The organism is Streptomyces sp. NBC_00490 (assembly GCF_036013645.1).
Lineage (GTDB): Bacteria > Actinomycetota > Actinomycetes > Streptomycetales > Streptomycetaceae > Streptomyces > Streptomyces canus_F.
This window is the reverse complement of the sequence record NZ_CP107869.1, coordinates 4933794-4955613: the sequence shown is the minus strand read 5'-3', so window position 1 is coordinate 4955613 and position 21820 is coordinate 4933794. Positions and strand designations below refer to the sequence as shown.

The following is a 21820-nucleotide window of genomic DNA, read 5'->3' as shown; positions in this document are numbered from 1 at the left end:
AGCAGCCCACCGGCTGACCCGAAGACGCGAAGGGCCCGGCACGTGAGTGCCGGGCCCTTCTGCGACGTGACGCTCAGCGCCCCAGTGCCGCCAACTCCTTCGCCGCCTCGGTCAGGTCCTTCGCGGTGTCGATGGCCCGCCAGTACGCCCCCTGCGGAATCGGATACCCGGCGAGCCGCAGCTCCCGCGCCAGATGCGGGAACGTGGTCCGCTCGTGGTCCCCCCGCTCCGGCAGCATCGAGGCGAACTCCGGGGAGAAGACGTACACACCCGCATTGATCTCGTACGTCGTCGGCGGGGCCTCGATGAAGTCCGTGATGTGCCCGAACCCGTCGGTCTGCACGGCCCCCCACGGAATCCGCGGCCGCGCCAGCGCCAGCGTCGCCACCGCGTCGCGCTCGGCGTGGAAGTCCGCCATCTCACGCAGCGAGAACCTGGTCCAGATGTCGCCGTTCGTGGCGTACCAGGGCTGGTCCGGGTGCGGAAGACGCGCCGCCGCGTACTTGAGGCCACCACCGCGGCCCAGCGGCTCCGTCTCGACGACCGTCGTCACGTTCACCGGCAGATCGGCCGAGTCCAGCCACGTCTGCAGGACATCGGCGAGATGGCCACAGCTGACCACCACGTCCGTCACGCCCTCCTCGGCGAGCCAGACAAGCTGATGGCCGATGATCGGAGTCCCCGTCCCGGGGATCTCGACCATCGGCTTGGGCCGGTCGTCGGTGTACGGGCGCAGCCGCGAGCCCTGGCCACCTGCCAGGACGACGGCTTGAACGGGGCGGGACGCGGCGTTCGGATCGGTCATGACCGAACTGTACGTGGCGTCCCGCGTGCGGATTCTGTCGGTAACCGTTCCTTATTCAGACGTAACTTTCCACAAGCGGAATGGAGGCCTCCCCCGATCGTGAGGAGGCCATGGCCTCAGCTGTGCGCCGCCGCCACACCCGTCGCGAAGGAGGTGTCGCAGACGGGCCGGGCGTACGACTGCGCACGCGTCGGGCCGTACACCCGCACCGCTGCACGGCCCAGCGCGCGGGCGATCGACACACAGTGCCTGGCGAGCGACGGGCGCCCGTTCACGGCCTCCTGGAGGTGGGTGAGGGCGACGCCCGGGTTCTCCTCCTGGAGCTCGGTCAGGAGCTTGTCGCGCAGGATCTCCTGCGGGGCACGCGCCCTGGCCTTCGAGGAGGCGCCGGCCGCCGAGACGTCGGAGGCGGTGAGCACGGAGCCCGAGGGATCCCCCGACCAGTCGACTCGGGTGACCGCGAGGGTCCCGGAGAGGACCAGGACGACGGGCAGGACAAGGGCGAGCGTGCGGCCGATACGGCGGGCGGGGCCCTGGCCGCGTCGCGTCTGTTGGTTAGTGGAGTGCTTCACGCGTGTGAGGGTAGCGCGGGGTGATGATTTGGCGACATTTAGTCACCGGTTCGGGGGATGAACTGGTGCCTCGAATTGGGTAAGGCGTTGACGCACACTGCTCGAAATGACCGGTCTGCCGGGGTATTTGTCGACAACGAAGAGGGCCCCGCAGCAGGCTGCGGGGCCCTCTTCGTCAACCTGGGTGAAATCACCCGGGATGTACCGCCTGTGGGTCAGTCGGAGAGACGCTCACCCGTCGAGGTCGAGAACACGTGGGTCTCGCCCGCGCGCGGGACGACGTGCAGCGTGCTGCCCTTCTCCGGGACGTCACGGCCGCTGACACGGACGACGAGGTCCTGGGCGTTGCCGTCGAGCTTGGCGGTGCCGTAGACGTACGCGTCGGCGCCCAGCTCCTCGACCACGTTCACGGTGACCGCGAGACCCAGGTCCGCGTCCGGGCCCGCCACCTCGAAGTGCTCCGGACGGACACCCACGGTCACCGTCTTGTCGGTGATGCCGGAGACCGCGTCACGCTGGACCGGCACGACGCTCTTGCCGAACTTCACGCCACCGTCGGTGATCGGGACCTCGACCAGGTTCATCGCGGGGGAGCCGATGAAGCCGGCGACGAAGAGGTTCGCCGGACGGTCGTACATGTTGCGCGGGGTGTCGACCTGCTGGAGCAGACCGTCCTTCAGCACGGCCACCCGGTCGCCCATCGTCATGGCCTCGACCTGGTCGTGGGTGACGTAGACGGTGGTGATGCCGAGACGGCGCTGGAGGGACGCGATCTGCGTACGCGTGGAGACACGGAGCTTGGCGTCCAGGTTGGACAGCGGCTCGTCCATGAGGAACACCTGCGGCTCACGCACGATGGCGCGACCCATGGCGACACGCTGACGCTGACCACCGGAGAGCGCCTTCGGCTTGCGGGCCAGGTAGTCGGTCAGGTCGAGGATCTTCGCCGCGTCCTCGACCTTCTGCTTGATCTCGGCCTTCGGCACACCGGCGATCTTGAGCGCGAAGCCCATGTTGTCGGCGACGGTCATGTGCGGGTACAGCGCGTAGTTCTGGAACACCATGGCGATGTCCCGGTCCTTCGGCGGCAGGTGCGTGACGTCACGGTCACCGATGCGGATCGCACCGCCGTTGACGTCCTCGAGCCCCGCCAGCATGCGGAGGGAGGTCGACTTGCCACAGCCGGACGGACCGACCAGAACGAGGAACTCTCCGTCCTCGATGTGGATGTCAAGACCGTCTACGGCGGGCTTCTCGGTGCCCGGGTAGATCCGGGTCGCCTTGTCGAACGAAACAGTGGCCATGGTGATGGGCCCCCTTCTACCGGCAGGAACGTGCCGGACGATCCGTTGTAGGAAGGTGGTGGTGTAGTCCACACAGGTGAACTGGGACGGACGGTACCCGGCGTTCACCCGATCTGTCAGTAGTCGGGGGCATGTGAACTTCGCCGAAATTTTCGACAGGGTGCCACCGGGACCTGGGTACACTGCTCGGGCGCGTTCGCGGCGGACGTACGCATGCCTCCTTAGCTCAGATGGCCAGAGCAACGCACTTGTAATGCGTAGGTCGTCGGTTCGAATCCGACAGGGGGCTCCACGAAATCCCAGGTCAGACCCAATCTGACCTGGGTTTTTTCATGCCCGGCCGCCCAGCGCCGCCAGCGCTTCGTCGGTCAGCCGGTACACCGTCCACTCGTCCTGCGGGCGCGCTCCCAGTGCCTCGTAGAAGGCGATCGACGGGGTGTTCCAGTTCAGGACCGACCACTCCAGGCGTTCGTATCCCCGCTCCACGCAGATTTGGGCGAGTTCGGTGAGCAGGGCCTTGCCGTGGCCGCCGCCTCGGGCTTCGGGGCGTACGTAGAGGTCCTCCAGGTAGATCCCGTGGACGCCGCGCCAGGTGGAGAAGTTGAGGAACCACAGGGCGTAGCCGACGGCTTCTCCGGTGGTGTCGTCCTCGGCGATGTGCGCGTAGGCGGCCGGGCGGTCGCCGAACAGGGCTTCGTGGAGTTGTTCCGGGGTCGCCTTCGCCTCGTCCGGGGCCTTCTCGTAGTCGGCGAGTTCGCGGATCAGGGTGTGGACGGCGGGGATGTCGGCGGGGGTGGCGGTGCGGATCATGAGGGGTGGTGGCCTTTCAGGCGGCGGGCGATTTCCAGTTGCTCCGGCTCGAGCGGGCGCCCGTCCTCGATCTCCCAGAGGCAGTTCTGGAGGACACGGCCCAGGGTCCAGGCACGCGCGCGTGAGCGGTCCAGGCCGAGGACGTCGGTCATGGCGTCGAAGCGCCAGAGCACCTCGTCGGGGTCGAAGCGGTTGCCGATGGCGGGGAGGAGGTCGAAGCCGGGGTCGCCGGCCAGGGGTTTGGGGTCGATGGCGAGCCAGGGCGCACGGTCCGAGGCCAGGACGTTGTCGTAGTGGAGGTCCCAGTGCAGGAGGCGGTCGCCGGGTTCGTCCACCACCTCGCGTACCGCCGACGCGCAGTCGGCGACCAGTCCGCGTGCCTCCGGGTCCGGGATCTGGTCCAGTGCCCACGGCGTCCGGTCCAGCATCGCCCCCGCGATGTCTCCGAGCCTGCGCAGGCCGGCCGGGGCCGGGAGCGACGTCAGGTGGGAGAGGAGGCGGGCGATGGTCAGGACGGCCTCGCGGGGGTCGGGTACGTGGGAGAGCATGCGGGTCGGGTCGAGGCGTTCGAGGAGCATCGTGCCCGTCGTGGGGTCGTGGTCCAGGAGGCGTACGGCTCCGTCGCCGTCCCAGGCGCGCAGGGCGACGGGTTCGCCTTCGCTCTCGTCGTCCAGGAGCTGGAGTTTCAGTACGGCCGGGATGCCGTCCGTGCGGCGGACGACGGGCAGGATCAGTGCCGCGACGCCGTGCATCGCGGCGCCGTCCCGTCGTAGGTCCCAGTGGTCCAGGAAGTCCGCCGTCAGTCGGGGCAGTGCGGCGATGAATCTCCGTCCGGCCTCTCCGTTGAACTTCTCCTGCGACGCCGCGAGCCCTTCCGGAATGTCGATCACTGTTCGAGGCTAACGGCGTGGGTGCACCGGCTCACGCGAATTTCCCGGAGCCTCCACAGGGTGTTCAAGCGCTGGTCAGGGGTGTGGGAGACGACGAAATCCGAAGGAGACAGTGGGTGCTGCCGCGGGTTACCGTCCGGCCATGAGCAGCTCGGAACGCGCTGTCGTGAACGGCGGCATCTCCTTCTGGTACGCGGACGACGGCTTCCCGGCGGTGCGGGAACCGCTCCCGGGTGATGCCACCGCGGACGTGGTGATCGTCGGCGGCGGGTACACGGGGTTGTGGACCGCGTACTACCTGAAGAAGGCGGCGCCCTTCCTCCAGATCACCGTGCTGGAGCAGAAGTTCTGCGGATACGGGGCGTCCGGTCGCAACGGCGGCTGGCTCTACAACGGCGTCGCCGGCCGTGACCGGTATGCGAGGCTGCACGGCCACGAGGCCGCCGTACGCCTCCAGAAGGCCATGAACGACACCGTCGACGAGGTCGTCCGGGCCGCCGAGGAGGAGGGCATCGACGCCGGCATCCACAAGGGCGGCGTCCTGGAAGTCGCGACGACGCCCGCGCAGTTGGCGCGGCTGAAGGACTTCCACGCGCACGAGCTGTCGTACGGCGAGAAGGACCGTGAGCTGTACGACGCCCGTGGGACCGCCGAGCGGATCCGGGTCGCGGGCGCGGTCGGCTCCTCGTGGACGCCGCACGGTGCGCGCGTGCACCCGGTGAAGCTGGTGAAGGGGCTCGCGGCGGTCGTCGAGGCGCTGGGGGTGACCCTCCACGAGCAGACGCCGGTGACGGAGATCAGGCCGAAGCACGCGGTCACGCCGTACGGCACGGTGCGCGCGCCCTATGTCCTGCGCTGCACCGAGGGGTTCACCGCGAACCTGAAGGGTCAGCGGCGGACCTGGCTGCCGATGAACTCCTCCATGGTCGTCACCGAGCCGCTGAGCGACGCGCAGTGGGAGTCGGTGGGCTGGGGCGGGCGGGAGGCGCTCGGGGACATGGCGCACGCGTACATGTACGCGCAGCGCACCGAGGACGGGCGGATCGCGCTCGGTGGGCGCGGGGTGCCGTATCGCTTCGGTTCGAGGACGGACAACGACGGGCGGACGCAGGAGGCGACGGTCGAGGCGTTGCGGGAGATCCTCGTGCGGTTCTTCCCTTCGCTGGCCGGTGTGCGGGTCGAGCACGCCTGGTCGGGGGTGCTGGGGGTGCCGCGGGACTGGTGCGCGACGGTGACGCTGGACCGGACGACGGGGCTGGGCTGGGCGGGGGGTTACGTCGGCTCCGGTGTGGCCACGACGAATCTCGCGGCGCGGACGCTCCGGGATCTGGTGCGGTTGGACTCGGGGCAGGGCGGGACGACCGAGCTGACGGGCCTGCCGTGGGTGGGGCACAAGGTGCGCAGGTGGGAGCCGGAGCCGTTTCGGTGGCTGGGGGTGCAGGGGATGTACGCGACGTATCGGGCGGCTGACCGGCGGGAGGCGGGGGCGCGGAGCGTGGAGACGTCGCGGCTGGCGCGGGTCGCGGACCGGGTCGCGGGGCGTCACTAGGCGCGTCAGGGCACGAGGACGACCTTTCCCGTGGTGCCGCGGGTTTCCAGTGCTCGGTGTGCGGCGGCTGCCTCGGTGAGGGGGAAGCGGTGGATCGCGGGGGTGAGGCGGCCTGCGGCGGCCTCGCTGAGGGCGCGTAGTTCGAGGGTGCGGACGGGGTCGGGGCCGCCGGCCTTCCGCATCATCGCGGGGCCCAGGACCTGCTCGGACACGCCGTCGATCAGGTAGGGCCCGCCGTCGCGGGTGCCTTCCGCGGACCAGCCGAAGACGATGTGCTTGCCACCGGGGCCGAGGAGTTCGGTGCTGTGGCGGGCGATCTCGCCGCCGACGCCGTCGAAGACGACGGTGGCGGGCCTGCCGCCGAGGAAGGCGCGGACCTTGTCGGGCCAGGCGGGGTCCTTGTAGTCGACGGCGAGGTCGGCGCCGTTCTCCGCGACGCGGGCCGCTTTTTGCGGGCCGCCGGCCAGGCCGACGACGGTGGCGCCGGCGTTCTTGGCGTACTGCACGAGGAGGGTGCCGATGCCGCCGGCGGCGGCCGGGATCACGGCGACCGAGTCGGGGCCGAGGTCGGCGAACTGGAGGATCCCCATCGTCGTGCGGCCTGTTCCGATCATGGCGACGGCCTCGGCGGCGTCGAGGTTCGCCGGGATCTCGTGGACGCGTTCGACGTCGGTGACGGCGAGTTCGGCGTACCCGCCGGGCGCGAAGCCGAGGTGGGCGACGACGTGCTTGCCGAGCCAGAGGGCGGCGACGCCGTCGCCGAGGGACTCGATGACGCCGGCGACCTCACGGCCGGGGATGGTGGGCAGCCGCGTCGGTTCGGGCAGGGGGCCCTGTGCGCCCTCGCGCAGTGCGGTGTCCAGGAGGTGGACGCCGGCCGCCTCGACGGCGATACGGACCTGGCCGGGGCCGGGGAGCGGGGCCTCGACCTCCTCGTGGACGAGGTTCTCGGCCGGGCCGAAGGCGTGCAGTCGGATGGCGTGCATGGGTGGTCCCCCTGTGGGCTGTCGGAGCCCGGGCCGTGATGGTCCGGGCCGTCGACCTCACTCTTCAACCTCAAGCATGCTTGAGGTCAAGGGTGTGCCGGCCCAGTGCCAGCGATACGGCGGTGAGGGCGCTGTTGAAGGACACCTCGGACAGCACACCGGGGGCGGCGACCTGGTCGCCGACGAGGTAGACGCCGTCGCCGCGGTCGATGGCGGGGCGGTCGCGCCAGCTGGTGCCGGGCAGGTCGACGGCGCCGGTACGGCCTGCCGCGACGGACTCGCGGCGCCAGGTGACGCGGTCGCGCCAGCCGTCGAAGGCGAGGTCGAGCAGCTGCTCGGCGCGGGCTATGCCGTCTGCCTTCGACTCGTGGGGGGCGAGGGGGATCTGGCCCTGGATCAGCTGTTCGCCGGCGGGGGCGAGGGTGCGGTCCTGGGCGGTGAAGCGTTCGATCCAGCCGGGGGAGTCGAGGTCGGAGACGGCGAAGGCGTCGCCGCGTCGGGTGCGGACGGCGAGGTCGATGAGAGTGGTCCGGCCACTGGTCCAGGTCAGTGTGTCGTCGGCGAGCAGACGGCGGGCGGCGTCCAGGGAGGTGGCGATGACGACGGGGGTGTCGGTCGGGAGGGTGTCGACGCGGGACAGGGTCTCCACCCGTACGCCCAGGTTCCAGGCGCGGGCGGCCATGCGGTCGATGACGCTCGCCCAGCCGCCGCGTGGGTAGTGGGCCTCGGGCGGCAGCTTGGTGGCGCGGCGCAGCCGTTCCTGTACGAACGCGGCGGACAGGGCGCCGGGGTCGTGGTGGAAGAGGGCGACGGCGGAGTAGCTGGCGGCGGCGCGGGCGCCCTCCTCGCCGGCCTGCGCGGTGGCCCAGGTGAGGAAGTCGGTGTCGACGGGCGCGTGCCGGGAGGCGCGGCGCAGCAGCTTCAGCATGGCGAAGGGCGGGGTGCGGCGCAGGACGCCGTGGTGCCTCAGCCGCATCCGGGCCGCTTCCAGGGGCGGGATCGGCGCGAGCGGGCCGATGAGGTCGCGCTGCCTGAGCCAGGACCAGTGCGGGCCGCCGCTGTAGAAGGCGTGCGGGCCCTCGTTCGTCTTGTAGGGCCCCTCGGCGGTCCGGGCGCGGCCGCCGAGGGTGTGATGGGCTTCGTGGACGGTGACCTTGGCTCCCGCCTCGGCGGCGGTGACGGCCGCGGTGAGTCCGGCGAAGCCGCCGCCGATGACGGTGATGCGGTGCATGGCTGGGGTCTCCCTCGGGTCGTGGTCGCCTGGTCGGTCGTGCCGTTCCTCGTTCGGGTTCTTCGCCCTTTCGGGGTTCTTTCGGGGTTCTTTCGTGGGTACGACGGACCGGGCGCCCTGTTTTGTGACAGCGGGGGAGGCTTCGCAGGTCAGGGTGTTCGCCCGGGGTGTTGTCAGTGGTGGGGTGCAGCATGGGGGCATGGCGAGGCGAGTGGCGGGTGGAGCCGGCGGTGCCGGTGTGAAGGGTGCGCGGCGGCCGGAGGTGCGGTTGCCGCCGCTGGCGGCGTACGACGGCGGGGGGCTGGAGCCGGACGGGGACTATGACGGGCTGGAGTTCACGGAGGCGGACTTCGCGGGCCAGGACGCCTCGGGCGCCCGTTTCATGGACTGCGCGCTGACGGGGTGCGCGCTGGACGAGACACGGCTGCGCAACGCGCGCCTGCTGGACTCGGTCCTCACCGGCGTCCGGGGAGTCGGGACCAACCTGTCGGAGGCGACCCTGCGGGACGTGGAGCTGGTCGACGCCCGGCTGGGCGGGGTGCAGTTGCACGGGGCGGTCCTGGAGCGGGTGGTGATCCGCGGCGGCAAGATCGACTATCTGAACCTGCGGGCGGCGCACCTGCGGGACGTCGTCTTCGAGGGCTGCGTCCTCGTCGAGCCGGACTTCGGCGGGGCCCGGCTGGCGCGGGTGGAGTTCGTGGACTGCGTGCTGAAGCGTGCGGACCTGACAGGGGTGACGCTCATGGACGTGGATCTGCGGGGGGCGGTGGAGATCGACATCGCGCGGGGGGTGGAGCGGCTTGCGGGGGCGGTCGTCAGCAGCGCACAACTGCTGGATCTGGCACCGGTGCTGGCGGCTCAGATGGGGATCAGGGTGGAGGACTGACGGGGTGGGGGCCTTCTACGGCAATGTCCTGGTCGCGCGGACGTGCGCCGAGGTCGCGCCGCTGCTCGCCGGGGCGACGTCGGAGGACGGCGGGGCGCTGCGGGGATACGCGATACCGGCGGGGCCCGGGCACACGGTGCTCTTGTTCCCGGACCCGGACACCGAGGTGATCGAGCCGGCCGGACCGCTGAGCCGGCTGCTGGGGACGGCGAGACCGGCGAGGACGGCAATCCGGTGGGCGGTGGCGGGGACGGGCGGTATGTCCTCGCGGAGGGCCAGCACTACGACGTGATGGAGACGCTGGGTCTGGACGGTCGGCGGCTGAGCACGGGGTACACAGGCCTCGCCCGCGGCGAACTGCCCGAGGGGCTGCTGCTCGAGGAGCTGAGGCCGGGGACTGAGGGGCCGGCCGCCGGGTGCGGTCAGTCGACTCTGGGGAAGCGGGCCTGGAGGGTCCAGATCGCCGGGTTCTCGGCGAGGTCGTCGTGCAGGTCGCACAGGTCGGCGAGCAGGTCGTGGAGGAAGTCCCGTGCCTCGCGGCGCAGTTCGGAGTGGGAGAAGGTCAGGGGCGGTTCCTCGGCCGGCATCCAGTCGGACTCGATGTCGACCCAGCCGAAGCGGCGCTCGAAGAGCATGCGGTCGGTGGACTCGGTGAAGTCGAGTTCCGCGTGCTGGGGACGGGAGGCCCGGGAGCCGGCCGGGTCGCGGTCGAGGCGTTCCACGATGTCGCACAGCGCCCACGCGAAGTCGAGCACCGGCACCCATCCCCAGGCTGTGGACAGTTCCCGGTCCGCCTTGGTGTCGGCGAGATAGACGTCACCGCAGAACAGGTCGTGACGCAGCGCGTGGACGTCCGCGCGGCGGTAGTCCGTCTGGGGCGGGTCCGGGAAGCGGTTGGAGAGGGCGTAGCCGATGTCGAGCACGTACGAGATGGTGTCACGGCCCGGCGGGAGCCCGGACGGGGTGACCGTGTGCCGGGTCCGGAGCCGCGGTGGGGTGGTGGTGCGCCCGCTCTAGGATCACGGTCATGTCCCGTTCCGTGCGCCTTGTCCCGGCCTGTGCCTCCGTCCTGCTCGCCCTCGCGCTCTCCGCGTGCACCAGCGGTGGAGTGCAGGGCACCCCCGGCGGCTCCGGTGTGCGCGACCCGTACTTCCCGAAGGCGGGCAACGGCGGCTACGACGTGACGCACTACGCCCTGCGACTGTCCTACGACCCCGACGCGGAGCACCTGTCCGGCACGGCCACCGTCACCGCCCGGGCCACGCAGGACCTGTCCGCCTTCGACCTGGACCTGAAGGGCCTGGACGTCGACGAGGTCACGGTCGAGGGCGCGAAGGCCCGCTGGAACCGCGCCGGTCAGGAGCTGACCGTACGCCCGGCGGACGAGCTCGATCAGGGGGAGACGTTCGAGGTGCGGGTCCGCTACTCCGGCACCCCGCGGACGATCACCGACCCGGACGGCTCCGAGGAGGGCTGGCTGCACACGGAGAGCGGCGCGGTCGGACTCGGCGAGCCGACGGGGTCGATGGCGTGGTTCCCCGGCAGCCACCACCCCTGCGACAAGGCGTCGTACGACATCGCGGTCACCGTGCCGGAGGGCCTGCGGGCCGTGTCCAACGGGGAGTTGACCGGCGAGACGACCAGCAAGGGCCGTACGACCTTCACCTGGCGCACCACCGAGCCCATGGCGAGCCACGTCGCCACGCTCGCGGTCGGCGACTACGACCTGCGCCGCTCCACCGCCGGTGACCTCCCGGTGTACACGGCCGTCACCCCGGGGCAGGCGAAGGCGAGCGCGAAGGTGCTGGCCCGGCTGCCGGAGGTCATGGAGTGGGCGGAGTACAACTTCGGCCCGTACCCCTTCTCCTCCACCGGCGCGATCGTCGGCGGCGAGCGCGACGCCGGGTACGCGCTGGAGACGCAGAACCGTCCCTTCTTCCCCGGCGCCCCGGACACCGAACTCCTCGTCCATGAGCTGGCGCACCAGTGGTTCGGGAACTCCGTGACGCCGAAATCCTGGCGGGACATGTGGCTCAACGAGGGGTTCGCGACGTACGCGGAGTGGCTGTGGGAGGAGGACGAGGGCGGTGACAGCGCCCAGGAGACGTTCGACGCGCTCTACGACCACGGCGAGGACAGGTTCGAGGACCTCTGGTCCTTCCCGCCGGCGAAGCCCGCCGGCGCCGCGCACATCTCCGACGAGGGCCCCATTTACCAGCGCGCCGCGATGGTGATCCACAAGATCCGGCAGACCGTCGGCGACGACACCTTCTACGACATCGTCCAGGGCTGGACGGCCGCCCACCGCCACGGCAACGCGGACACCGCCGACTTCACGGCGTATGTGCAGAAGCAGGCGCCGGACGAGGACTTCGACGCGATCTGGGCGCAGTGGCTGTACGGGGAGGGGAAACCGGAGCACCGCTGAGCCGCCCGGTCAGGGCCGTCGGGATCATGCCCCGTCGAACGCGTCGAACGCGTCGAGCCGGCGTGCGAGGTCCGGCGGCCACATGGCCTCGGTCGCCGACCTGAGTTCCTTCCGGGTCCACCAGCGCCAGGTGAGGATGCGGTCCTCGGCGTGGGCGGCGGCGAGGTGGGGGCCGGTGGGTTCGCGGCGCGGGCCGTGGGTGACGTAGACGTGCTCGTGCTGGTGGACGGGGCCGGCCAGGGCGTGCGTGAAGTCGTGCTCCCAGGTGCACAGCAGCGCGCCCGCCGTCAGGTCCGTCCAGCCGGTCTCCTCGCGCAGTTCGCGCAGGGCGCCCTCGACGGGGCTCTCGTGCGGCTCCAGGCCGCCGCCGGGCATGGCCCAGTGCACGCCGACCTCGACGTTGTCGTACCGCAGGAGGAAGACGGCGCCCTCGGGGTCGAGCACGGCGACCCGGGCGGCGCGGCGGGGGATGCGCAGCGGCTTGCGCAGGACCGCGCAGGGGCGGCCGAGCGCGCGGTCCTCGCGGTGGTCGATCACCTCGTAGCCGAGGGCGGTCCAGAAGGCGAGGGCCCTGGGGTTGGTGTCGAGGACGGCGAGGCGCACGGCGCCGCGGCCCGCCGTGCGGAAACGGTCCTCGACGAGGGACGCCAACCGCCGCCCGTGCCCCTGGCGTTGACTGCCCGCGTCCACCATCAGCAGGCCGATCCAGGGGTCAGGGTCGGCCGGGTCGGGATGGTGGGCGAGGGTGATCACGACCCCGACGAGCCGCCCCTCGCTGCGTGCGAGCAGCACCTCGGCGTCCGGCTCCGCGAGGTCGTCGGCCAGCGCTGCCGCCACCTGCTCCGGGCGCACGTCGTCCGGGTCCGGGAAGTCCCCGCTGAGCGCGTGGAACTCACGGTTGGCGGCGTAGAGCGCGGTGAGTTCGGTGAGGACGGGGGCCGGGATGTCGTGGTCGGGGGTGAGGGGGACGGGGGCGAGGATCATGCGGGGCAACGTATCGCGCACACGTCATGCGCAGCCTCGTCACCGCACACCTCGCGACGCACCCCGGCCACGCGCATTGCAAGGGCCCTCACGACGCAGGAACCCCCGGCCGTGAAGCCGGGGGTTCCTGCGGTGCGTGGTGTGCCTGTGTCCGTGAGACGTCAGACGGACACGCCGAAGTCCGACGCGATGCCCGCGAGGCCCGAGGCGTAGCCCTGGCCGACGGCGCGGAACTTCCACTCGGCGCCGTTGCGGTACAGCTCGCCGAAGACCATGGCGGTCTCGGTGGCCGCGTCCTCGGACAGGTCGTAGCGCGCGATCTCGGCGCCGCCGGCCTGGTTGACGATGCGGATGTACGCGTTGCGGACCTGGCCGAAGTTCTGCGAGCGGTTCTCGGCGTCGTAGATCGAGACCGGGAAGACGATCTTGTCGACGTCGGCCGGGAGGCCCGCCAGGTTGACGTTGATCGCCTCGTCGTCGCCCGCGCCCTCGCCGGTGCGGTTGTCACCGGTGTGGACGATGGTCTGGTCCGGCGTCTGCTTGTTGTTGAAGAAGACGAAGTGGCCGTCGGAGTAGACCTTGCCCGTCGGGTTGACCGCGATCGCGGAGGCGTCGAGGTCGAACTCCGTGCCGGTGGTGGTGCGGACATCCCAGCCCAGGCCCACGGTGACGGCAGTCAGGCCCGGAGCCTCCTTGCTGAGCGAGACGTTGCCACCCTTGGACAGGCTTACAGCCATGGTTGGGATCCTTCCCTCGTTATGCATTGCACAGGCAGTACGGGCTTGAAGCTACATCTACCCCCAAGAACGCGGAGAGGGGCACCAAAGGTTCCGCCTCCCTTTACTTTCTTTACCAAGCGGGAGTGAGGGGCGCGAGCACAGAGACGGGGATATTCGCGTGACGTGTGCGGGTCAGCCGCGCGACCATAGGGGGCATGTCCGGTCCTCACGTCATCCGCGGCTCCGTCTCCCTTCCCGAGGCCGAGCTCATGTGGCGTTTCTCGCGGTCGTCCGGACCGGGCGGCCAGCACGTCAACACCAGCGACTCGCAGGTGGAGCTCCGCTTCGACCTGGCCAAGACGGAGTCCCTGCCCGAGGTGTGGAAGCAGCGGGCCCTGGAACGCCTGGCCGGCCGCCTCGTCGACGGCGTCGTCACGGTCCGCTCCTCCGAGCACCGCTCCCAGTGGCGCAACCGCGAGACCGCCGCCGTACGCCTGGCCGCCCTCCTGGCCGAGGCCACCGCCCCGCCCCCCAAGCCCCGCAGGGCAACCCGCATCCCGCGCGGCATCAACGAACGCCGCCTGCGCGAGAAGAAGCAGCGGGCGGAGACGAAGCGGGGCAGGACGGGCCGCGACTGGGGTTAGGGCCGGCGCGCGCCGAGGCGTACCCCTGTGCCGAGGCGTACCCCTGTCACATCCGCGTCCTCTCTTTCGTCAGAGCGTTGAGACCACCCCGGCGACGCGACGAGAGGTCAGAGGCGGATGAGCGAGAGTGAGTTTCTTGCCGAGCGGTTCGAGGCGCACCGGGGGCATCTGAGCGCCGTCGCCTACCGCATGCTCGGGTCACGCGCGGAGGCGGACGACGCGGTGCAGGAGGCGTGGTTCCGGCTGAGCCGTTCCGACACCCGGCAGGTGGAGAATCTCGGGGGCTGGCTGACCACGGTCGTCGGGCGGGTCTGCCTGGACATGCTGCGGTCCCGCAAGGCGCGTGCCGAGCAGCCGCTGGAGCCGGACGTACCGCTGCCCGGCGTGGTGCCCGACCCCGAGCAGGACGCGCTGCTCGCCGACTCGGTCGGCGTCGCGCTGCTCGTCGTACTGGAGACGCTGACGCCCGCCGAACGGCTGGCGTTCGTGCTGCACGACCTGTTCGCGGTGCCGTTCGAGGATGTCGCCGACATCGTGGGACGTACGCCGGCCGCGGCGCGGCAGCTCGCCAGCCGGGCCCGGCGCCGGGTGCAGGGCGCTCCGGCGCCCGACGCGGACCTGGTCCGGCAGCGGGAGGTCGTCGACGCCTTCCTGGCCGCCGCGCGCGGGGGCGACTTCGACGCGCTGGTGGAGGTGCTCGACCCGGACGTCGTGGCGCGCGCCGAGGTCGGTGTCACGGCGGGCGCCCTTGCGGTGGCGAAGGGCGCGACGAGCTTCGCGAGCCTCGCCCTGGTCGCGCGCCCCGCGCTGGTCGACGGGGCCACGGGACTCGCGGTGCTGGCGGACGGCCGGGTGGAGCGTGCGCTGGCCTTCACGTTCGTACGGGACCGGATCGCCGTGATCGACGTGGTGTCCGCCCCCGAGCGAGTGGCAGCCCTGAACATCGAGCTCCTCTAGCCACCGCCGAGGCAAGGACTGATTGGCGGATGTGTCCCAACTCCCGTCGGCATCACCTCACCGCAGGTGGCCGCCGTCGGGCCTGGGACACATCTGCCGATCCCTCCCGCTTCCCGCCCCCGCCTCCGTGCACCCTCAGTCCAGGCGGCGGTAGCGGCCCCTGAAGTACGTCAACGGGCCTCCGTCCGCGGTCGGGACCCCGGCCGTCAGGACCCGGCCGATCACCAGGGTGTGGTCGCCCGCGCGTATCCGCTGTTCCGTTCGGCACTCCAGGGTGGCCAGGGCGCCGCTCACCAGGAGGGAGCCGGTGGCCTCGCCCCGGGTGCGGGGGACGTCCTCGAAGAGGAGGCGGTCGCTGATGCGGCCCTTCATGGCGAAGCGGCCGGCGATGTGGCTCTGGCTCTCGGAGAGGACCGAGACGGCCCACAGGGGCTGTTCGTCGAGGAGGTCGTCCATACGGGAGCCCTCGCGCAGGCTGACCATCACCAGGGGCGGGTCCAGGGACACCGACATGAAGGCGGTGGCCGTCATGCCGACGTCCTCGCCCTTGGGCCCCTCGTCGTCGAGCGGGGGCTCGTAGGCGGTCACCAGGACCACACCCGCGGCCAGCCGTGACATGGCGGCGCGGAACTCGTCGTTGCTCACCCCCACAGGATGCCCGTAGGCGGTGGCGGCGGTGATCGGGGAAGTGTTCGGCACGTCGAAAACGCTAGTGTCCGACCGGGGCGGACCGCATCGGACCTCCGCCCGAGGCGGGGCCCGATCTCGGACCTAGGACCCCCTACCAGCCCGTCCCTGTGAACCTCCACAAACCCACAAAGTTTGCGTTCAGTAAACGCACAGGGAAAATGCAGAAACCCCACTCAATTGTTCATCTTTCGCTGTGACTTGAGTCACAAGAGGTACTAATTGTTGACCCTGTGTACCGAGTGGGCAGCGCGCTGTGATTCAGTGGCGGGGAAGCTGCCAGAACGATACGCCGATGAGAACCCTTGATTCGCTGCGAGGTCTCGGGGGGAGGGCGAGCATGGAGACCGAGTCGGAGCCCTACGTCCGTCTTGCGACTCTGCGACAACTGCATCAGGTCATGGCGGACATGAACACCGCCCGCTCCCTGGCGGACACCCTGCAGACCGTCGCCGACGGAGTGGTCACCGGCCTCGGCTACGAGCTGGCGTGCGTCAACCTCGTCCGCCCCGACGGCGACCTCGTCGTCGCCGCCTTCGCGGGCAACCCCGCCGCCGAGGCCCTCATCACCGGCCGGGTCGGCTCCCGTGACTCCTGGGAGCGCCGCCTGAGCATGGGTGAGAACTGGGGCGACCTGGTCTTCATCCCGCACACCGAGGGCTGGATCCTCGACGACGACGACGTACCGCAGTGGTACACCGACGGCCCCGCGCCCCGCTTCGAGGACGAGTGGCACCCCTCCGACCGGCTCTTCGCCCCCATGTTCACGCCCGGCGTGGGCGGCGCCGCCTGCGGTGAGCTGATCGGCGTGCTCTCCGTGGACCGGCCCCGCAACGGCCGCCGGCCGGGCGCCTGGGGACGCGAAGCGCTCCAGATGTACGCCTTCCAGGCCGCCATCGCGATCAGCAACGCGCGCCTGCGCGCCAACATGCAGCGCGCGCTGGTCCGGCTCGAGCGCGAACAGCAGGCACTCAGGGCGAGTGAAGAGAGCTTTCGGCAGGCCTTCGAGTACGCCCCCTCCGGCATGGCCATCGCCGAGATGGGCGGCGACCAGCACGGCCGGATCCTGCGGACCAACGACGCCCTGTGCCGCCTCCTGGGCCGTCCCGCCTCCGCGATGCGCCGCTACTCCTTCTCCGACCTGGTCCACCCCGAGGACATAGGGACACTGCTGAGAACCTCGGCGGAGGGCGGCCGCGCGGAGCTGCGCCTGGGCCGCCGCGACGGCACCTACCTGTGGGTCTCGCTCCGCAACTCCGTCGTCGCCGACGCCGCGGACGGCCCCCGGTTTCTCCTCACCCATGTCGAGGACATAGAGGACCGCAAGCGCCGCGAGCTCCAGCTCGCCCACCGTGCCTCCCACGACTCCCTCACCGGCCTGCCGAACTCCGCCGAGCTGCGCGCCCGGCTCTCCGCGCGGCTGTGCAAGCGCCCCACCCACGCCGCCCTCGAATCCATCGACGCGGCCTTCGGCCACCCCGCCTACGACGCCAACGGCCACGGCTTCGACTTCCGGCCCGGCGCCGAGGCGTTCGACACCGCCTTCGACCACCATGTGCACACCGTCGCCCCCGAGGGTGAGCTCGACGACGGCACCAAGGGGCTCGCGGTCCTCTTCTGCGACCTCGACGGCTTCAAGTCGATCAACGACCGGTTCGGGCACAACGCCGGTGACGCGGTCCTCATCGAGGTCGCCCGCAGGCTGTCCCGGCAGGTCCGCGACGGCGACACCGTGGCCCGCCTCGGCGGCGACGAGTTCGTGATCCTCGCCGACGGCCTGGGCCGCGCGGACGCCGCCGACCTCGCCGTACGCCTGCGCAACGAGATCATCCAGCCCATCCGCGCCGAGGGCCGGGCCGTCCGCGTCGGCGCCAGCTTCGGCATCGGCTGGGCGCACTGCGGGATGACGGCGGACGAAGTGCTGAAGTCCGCCGACGAGCGGATGTACGTAGAGAAACGATCTCGTCCCAAACAACACAGACGCGCGGGATGATCCCCAGGTCAGCGAGCTGATGCGATCCGAGTCACCCGTTTGGGGCAGCAGGAGCGGGTAGGCTCGCCATTCACCACGCGTACCGCATCCGTCCCCGCACCTGCTGAGGAGTACCTGGGATGACGTCCGGCACCACCGGCGCGAACACGCCGCCCGAGGACGACGACCCGTTCGGCTACCTCTACGCCGACGGACAGGCCAACGGAGCCCAGCCGCCCTCCGGCGGCTACGGCTATCCGGGCTCCGTCAACCGGGTGCGCGCGGTCGGCCAGCGCCAGTACGGGCAGCCGCAGCAGCAGGCCACCGCGCCGTACGGCCAGGTGCCGCAGCAGCAGGGCGCCCACGGCCAGCCCCACAGCGCGCACTACGCGGCGCCGGAGACCTTCCCGGGCGGCGCCCCCACCAGCCAGCACCCGCAGCAGGGGTACAGCGGTGGCGGTCGCGGCCGGGGTCCCAACACCAAGGGTCTGCTGATCGGTGCCATCGCGGTGGTCGCCGCGGTCGTCATCGGCATCGGGGTGGCGATGCTGGGCGGCAACGGCGACGACGACGCCTCCGGCAACGAGGCCTCCGCCACACCCTCGTCCCAGCAGAGCAGCGAGCCGAGCCAGGCCGCCAGCAGCGCGGCGTCCGACGAGGAGGACCTGCCGAAGATCGACGCCAAGGCCCTCTCGCTCAGCCCCGGTGTGACCACGGCGACGGACATCAAGGGCGCCAAGGCGGGCGGCGGTGTCTACCTCAACGGCTTCAACGCCGTCGGCGCCTCGGTCACGTGGAACGTCAGCGGTATCCCCAAGACCGGCAAGTACACGCTGTACGTCGGGTACAGCGTCCCCGGCAAGGACGCCACCGCCACCCTCAGCGTCAACGGCACGGCCTCCACGACGCCGGTCGGCATGGACAACTACGCGCACGCGGCCGAGGGCGACTACACCAAGGGCTGGACGCAGACCTACAACTACGTCCAGCTCAACAAGGGCTCGAACACCATCAAGGTCTCCTGCGAGCAGGGCAACCAGTGCGACGCCCTGCTCGACCAGATGTGGCTCGTCAAGGGCTGGGTCGAGTAGTCAGGCCGCGGTGACCTCAGTCGTCACCGCGACCCGCCCCCGCAACTCCTCGTAGGCGGACGGGTCGAACTCGCCCGCCACCGGCGCCAGTACCGTCGCCGCCGACAGTGCGACCGCGCGGGCCAGCCGGTCCGGCCACGGCAGCTGCTCGACCAGCCCCGACAGCAGCCCCGCGACCGCGGAGTCCCCGGCGCCCGTCGGATTGCCGTGCACACGGGACGGCGGGGTGGCGCGCCAGCGGCCCTCGGGGGACGCGGCGAGGAGACCCTGCGCACCGAGAGACGTGACGACCGCCCGGGCGCCCCGCCGCCGCGCGTCCTGCGTGGCGCGCAACGGCTCGTGGGAGCCCGTCAGTTCGGCCAGCTCGTCGGCGTTCGGCTTGATGATGTCCGGGCGGGCCGCGACCCCGCGCCGCAGGGCTTCGCCGCTGGTGTCGAGGAGGACCGGCACCCCGGCCGCGCGAGCCGTCCGCACCAGCCCCGCGTACGCCCCCACCGGCACCCCCGGCGGCAGGCTGCCGCACAGGGCGACCGCGGCCATCGACGGGAGCAGATCCTCGTACGCCTCCTGGAAGGCGGACCACTCGGCGGGTGTGACGGTCGGCCCGGGCTCGTTCAACTGGGTGGTGTCGCCGCTCTGTTCGTCCACCACCGCTATCGTGCGCCGGGTCGCGCCGGTGACCGGGACGAGCGCGTCCACCACGCCGGGTGCCGTCGTGAGCTGCTCCTGGACGACTCGGCCCGTGGCGCCGCCGGCGAAGCCGGTGACCGTCACCTCGTGACCGAGGGCCGCGAGCACCCGGGCCACGTTCAGGCCCTTGCCGCCCGGGCGTTCCGTCACCTCCAAGACCCGGTGGGAGGCGTGCGGCCTGAGGTCCGGCACGCGATAGGTGATGTCGAGAGCGGTGTTCAGCGTGACCGTGAGGATCACCTGGATCGACCTCCCCCGAGGAAAGAAACGCGGAACGGACTCGCTGTGACCGTCCGTCCGGCGAGCTGATCACGCCAAACGGACGGCGGCCCTCCCAGTCTCCCAGGACGGCCGCCGCCTCAACAGGTGGACACATCAGCCCAGTTGGGGATCGACCACCCATTCACCGCGTCGCATCACGCCTTTGAGGGCGAATTGATGGTCAAGAAGTACCAGGTCGGCGTACTTGCCCGGCTCCAGCGAGCCGATCGTGTCGTACATCCCCAGCAGCCGGGCCGGGTTGGCGGAGAGGGCCGCGACGGTGTCCTCGACGGACAGCCGGTCGACCGTCACCGCCCGCTGGAACGCGCGGTCCTGGGTGAGCGTGGAGCCCGCGATCGAACCGCCCTCCACGAGCCGCGCCACGCCCTCGCTGACCTCGACCTCCAGCGGGCCGAGCATGTAGCGGCCGTCGCCGAAACCGGCCGCGTCCATCGCGTCCGTGATGAACGCGACCCGGTCCGCGCCCGCGTGGTGGAAGGCCAGCTGGAGGGCGGCCGGGTGGAGGTGGGTGCCGTCGTTGATGAGTTCGACCGTGATGCGCTCGTCCTCCAGGAGGGCGGCGATCGGGCCCGGGGTGCGGTGGCCGAGCGTGGGCATGGCGTTGAACAGGTGCGTCGCGACGGTCGCGCCCGCGTCGATCGCCTCCACCGTCTGCTCGTACGTCGCGTCCGTGTGGCCGATCGCCGCGATGACGCCGTGTTCGGCGAGCAGGCGTACGGAGTCGATGCCGCCGGGGAGTTCGGTGGCGAGGGTGACCATCCTGGCCTTGCCGCGCGCCGCGTCGATCAGCTTGCGGACCTCCGCCGGGTCCGGGTCGCGCAGCAGCTCCTCGGAGTGGGCGCCCTTGCGGCAGGGGGAGATGAAGGGGCCCTCGAAGTGGATGCCGGCGATGTCGCCCTGCTCGGCGAGCTCGGACAGCAGGCCCGCCCGCTGGGCCAGGAAGTCCATGTCGCCGGTGACGGTGGAGGCGACGAGGGTGGTGGTGCCGTGGAGGCGGTGGGTGTGGATGCCGTGGAGTACGTCATCGGCGGTGCCTGAGGTGAACGAGGCTCCGCCGCCGCCGTGGTTGTGGATGTCGACGAAGCCGGGGACCAGGGTGTAGCCGGTTACGTCGATGACCTGGGCGTGGTCCGGTGCGCTGCCGGCGATGCGGGTGCCGTCGACGATCACTCGGCCGTCTGTGACGGTTCCGGTGGGGAGGACGACCGTCGCGCCGGACAGGACGAGGGGGGACTTGTCCGTCGCGGGGTGCGGGCTCGATGTGGCTGGTCGCGCAGTTCCCCGCGCCCCTAGCGGCGTTGCCATCAGGGGGTTACCTCCGTACGGTCCGTTGTGTCGAGGAGATCCCAGGCCAGCAGGCCTGCGCCCAGGCAACCCGCCGTGTCGCCCAGGGCAGCCGGGACGATCGTCGGCAGCTTTTGGAAGGTGATCCGCCGCCGGACGGCGTCCCGCAGTGGTGTGAACAAGGTTTCCCCTGCCTCGGCCAGGCCGCCACCGATGATCAGGGTGCGGGGGTCCAGGAGGGTGAGGGCGGTGACCAGGCCGTCGGCGAGGGCGTCGACCGCGTTCTGCCAGACCTGTACGGCACGGGGGTCCCCGGAGCGCACCGCCTTCGCGCAGTCCGCCGCGTCCGCGTCCGGGTCCCCGCAGGCGGCGGCCCATGCCTCGCTGACGGCCGCCGCGGAGGCGTACCGCTCCAGACAGCCGTGCTGGCCGCAGGGGCAGGGGGTGCCGCCGGGGCGTACGACGATGTGGCCGATCTCGCCCGCGAAGCCGTGCGCGCCCGCCTCCACCCGGCCGGCGATGCCGATGGCGCCCGCGATGCCGGTGCCCAGGGGGACGAAGAGGAAGCGGTCGGCGCCCCGGCCGGCGCCGATGCGACCCTCGGCGAGACCACCGGTGCGGACGTCGTGGCCGAGGGCGACGGGGACGCCCCCGAGCCTTTCGGTGAGCAGCGCGCGCAGCGGTACGTCGCGCCAGCCGAGGTTGGCGGCGTAGGCGGCGATGCCGTGCTCGGCGTCGACGATGCCGGGGACGGCGACGCCGGCGGCGGACGCGGGCTCGCCGAGGTGCTCGGCGCCGTACGCGCGCAGGTCGGCGGCGAAGCCGAGGATGCCCTCGACGACCGCGTCCGGGCCGCGCTCACGGCCGGTCGCCCGGCGAGCCTGGTGGAGCAGCTCGCCGGAGGCGCCGACGAGGGCGGCCTTCATTCCGGTGCCGCCCACATCGAGGGCGATGACATGTCTCACGGGGGTAGTGTGGCCCGGCGACCCGTGAGAGGTCTAGTCCACTTACGTGGTGTAGACCTTATGTCTGACCTTTCGAAAGTTTCG

General features: G+C 71.3%; 22 protein-coding genes and 1 tRNA gene. 8 read left to right on the top strand and 15 right to left on the bottom strand.

All coding sequences use genetic code 11. The features are described 5' to 3' along the window. Nucleotides 1-73: 73 nt before the first annotated feature. From OG381_RS22305 to OG381_RS22295, 3 genes are all read right to left on the bottom strand, one after another. Nucleotides 74-805 carry a nucleotidyltransferase family protein gene (locus OG381_RS22305; protein ID WP_327717847.1) on the bottom strand — a complete coding sequence of 244 codons (732 nt, stop codon included), beginning with the start codon at nt 803-805 and terminating at the stop codon, nt 74-76. A 116-nt stretch (nt 806-921) separates the two neighbouring features. Further along, complete coding sequence (locus OG381_RS22300; protein WP_327717846.1) at nt 922-1377, bottom strand: hypothetical protein; 456 nt, start codon at nt 1375-1377, stop codon at nt 922-924. A gap of 215 nt (nt 1378-1592) precedes the next feature. Next, complete coding sequence (locus tag OG381_RS22295) at nt 1593-2681, bottom strand: ABC transporter ATP-binding protein (RefSeq protein WP_327717844.1); 1089 nt, start codon at nt 2679-2681, stop codon at nt 1593-1595. Nucleotides 2682-2896: 215 nt separating this feature from the next. On the opposite strand from OG381_RS22295, the gene OG381_RS22290 reads away from it, so the two are divergent. Continuing rightward, nucleotides 2897-2973 (top strand) — tRNA-Thr (locus tag OG381_RS22290). Between the two features lie 38 nt (nt 2974-3011). Here the strand turns inward: OG381_RS22290 and OG381_RS22285 are convergent. Beyond that, nucleotides 3012-3491 carry a GNAT family N-acetyltransferase gene (locus OG381_RS22285; RefSeq protein ID WP_327717843.1) on the bottom strand — a complete coding sequence of 160 codons (480 nt, stop codon included), beginning with the start codon at nt 3489-3491 and terminating at the stop codon, nt 3012-3014. Beyond that, complete coding sequence (locus OG381_RS22280) at nt 3488-4381, bottom strand: aminoglycoside phosphotransferase family protein (RefSeq protein ID WP_327717842.1); 894 nt, start codon at nt 4379-4381, stop codon at nt 3488-3490. Before OG381_RS22280 ends, OG381_RS22285 begins: the two co-directional genes overlap by 4 nt. 142 nt (nt 4382-4523) lie before the next feature. Between OG381_RS22280 and OG381_RS22275 the strand changes: the two genes are divergently transcribed. Next, complete coding sequence (locus OG381_RS22275; RefSeq protein WP_327717841.1) at nt 4524-5930, top strand: NAD(P)/FAD-dependent oxidoreductase; 1407 nt, start codon at nt 4524-4526, stop codon at nt 5928-5930. A gap of 5 nt (nt 5931-5935) precedes the next feature. Here OG381_RS22275 and OG381_RS22270 read toward each other — a convergent pair whose 3' ends face one another. Both OG381_RS22270 and OG381_RS22265 read right to left on the bottom strand, forming a co-directional pair. After that, the gene (locus OG381_RS22270) at nt 5936-6916 is read right to left on the bottom strand and encodes a zinc-binding dehydrogenase (protein WP_327717840.1); all 981 of its coding nucleotides are present in this window, start codon (nt 6914-6916) and stop codon (nt 5936-5938) included. Nucleotides 6917-6986: 70 nt separating this feature from the next. Beyond that, nucleotides 6987-8147, bottom strand: a complete 1161-nt coding sequence (locus OG381_RS22265; protein WP_327717839.1) for an FAD-dependent oxidoreductase — start codon at nt 8145-8147, stop codon at nt 6987-6989. Nucleotides 8148-8346: 199 nt separating this feature from the next. On the opposite strand from OG381_RS22265, the gene OG381_RS22260 reads away from it, so the two are divergent. Further along, complete coding sequence (locus OG381_RS22260; protein WP_327717838.1) at nt 8347-9033, top strand: pentapeptide repeat-containing protein; 687 nt, start codon at nt 8347-8349, stop codon at nt 9031-9033. A 15-nt stretch (nt 9034-9048) separates the two neighbouring features. On the opposite strand, the gene OG381_RS22255 is transcribed toward OG381_RS22260, so the two are convergent. After that, nucleotides 9049-9315, bottom strand: coding sequence for a hypothetical protein (locus tag OG381_RS22255; RefSeq protein ID WP_327717837.1), 267 nt, complete (start codon nt 9313-9315; stop codon nt 9049-9051). 140 nt (nt 9316-9455) lie between these two features. Then, on the bottom strand, nt 9456-9956 hold the full coding sequence (locus OG381_RS22250; protein WP_327717836.1) for a hypothetical protein: 501 nt from the start codon (nt 9954-9956) through the stop codon (nt 9456-9458). Nucleotides 9957-10060: 104 nt separating this feature from the next. Here OG381_RS22250 and OG381_RS22245 point away from each other — a divergent pair, with 104 nt between their 5' ends. Further along, nucleotides 10061-11461 carry a M1 family metallopeptidase gene (locus OG381_RS22245; protein ID WP_327717835.1) on the top strand — a complete coding sequence of 467 codons (1401 nt, stop codon included), beginning with the start codon at nt 10061-10063 and terminating at the stop codon, nt 11459-11461. A 24-nt stretch (nt 11462-11485) separates the two neighbouring features. Here OG381_RS22245 and OG381_RS22240 read toward each other — a convergent pair whose 3' ends face one another. Beyond that, nucleotides 11486-12445 carry a bifunctional GNAT family N-acetyltransferase/NUDIX hydrolase gene (locus OG381_RS22240; RefSeq protein WP_327717834.1) on the bottom strand — a complete coding sequence of 320 codons (960 nt, stop codon included), beginning with the start codon at nt 12443-12445 and terminating at the stop codon, nt 11486-11488. Between the two features lie 161 nt (nt 12446-12606). Continuing rightward, entirely contained in the window at nt 12607-13182 is a 576-nt protein-coding gene (locus OG381_RS22235; protein ID WP_266825449.1) for a TerD family protein, read from the bottom strand. Nucleotides 13183-13370: 188 nt separating this feature from the next. Here OG381_RS22235 and arfB point away from each other — a divergent pair, with 188 nt between their 5' ends. Further along, entirely contained in the window at nt 13371-13808 is a 438-nt protein-coding gene (gene arfB / locus OG381_RS22230) for an alternative ribosome rescue aminoacyl-tRNA hydrolase ArfB (protein ID WP_327722528.1), read from the top strand. Nucleotides 13809-13925: 117 nt separating this feature from the next. Then, on the top strand, nt 13926-14765 hold the full coding sequence (locus OG381_RS22225; RefSeq protein ID WP_327717833.1) for a sigma-70 family RNA polymerase sigma factor: 840 nt from the start codon (nt 13926-13928) through the stop codon (nt 14763-14765). A gap of 135 nt (nt 14766-14900) precedes the next feature. Here OG381_RS22225 and OG381_RS22220 read toward each other — a convergent pair whose 3' ends face one another. Next, complete coding sequence (locus OG381_RS22220; RefSeq protein ID WP_443062039.1) at nt 14901-15410, bottom strand: flavin reductase family protein; 510 nt, start codon at nt 15408-15410, stop codon at nt 14901-14903. A 382-nt stretch (nt 15411-15792) separates the two neighbouring features. Between OG381_RS22220 and cdgB the strand changes: the two genes are divergently transcribed. Further along, complete coding sequence (gene cdgB / locus OG381_RS22215) at nt 15793-17445, top strand: diguanylate cyclase CdgB (RefSeq protein ID WP_327717831.1); 1653 nt, start codon at nt 15793-15795, stop codon at nt 17443-17445. 119 nt (nt 17446-17564) lie between these two features. Next, complete coding sequence (locus tag OG381_RS22210) at nt 17565-18515, top strand: CBM35 domain-containing protein (RefSeq protein WP_327717830.1); 951 nt, start codon at nt 17565-17567, stop codon at nt 18513-18515. Here OG381_RS22210 and OG381_RS22205 read toward each other — a convergent pair whose 3' ends face one another. From OG381_RS22205 to OG381_RS22195, 3 genes are all read right to left on the bottom strand, one after another. After that, entirely contained in the window at nt 18516-19445 is a 930-nt protein-coding gene (locus OG381_RS22205) for a 1-phosphofructokinase family hexose kinase (RefSeq protein ID WP_327717829.1), read from the bottom strand. A 135-nt stretch (nt 19446-19580) separates the two neighbouring features. Then, the gene (nagA, locus tag OG381_RS22200) at nt 19581-20792 is read right to left on the bottom strand and encodes an N-acetylglucosamine-6-phosphate deacetylase (RefSeq protein ID WP_327717828.1); all 1212 of its coding nucleotides are present in this window, start codon (nt 20790-20792) and stop codon (nt 19581-19583) included. After that, nucleotides 20792-21736 (bottom strand): ROK family protein, encoded by a 945-nt coding sequence (locus OG381_RS22195; protein WP_327717827.1) that lies wholly within the window; start codon nt 21734-21736, stop codon nt 20792-20794. The genes nagA and OG381_RS22195 overlap by 1 nt, the downstream gene beginning before the upstream one ends. Between the last annotated feature and the right edge of the window lie 84 nt (nt 21737-21820).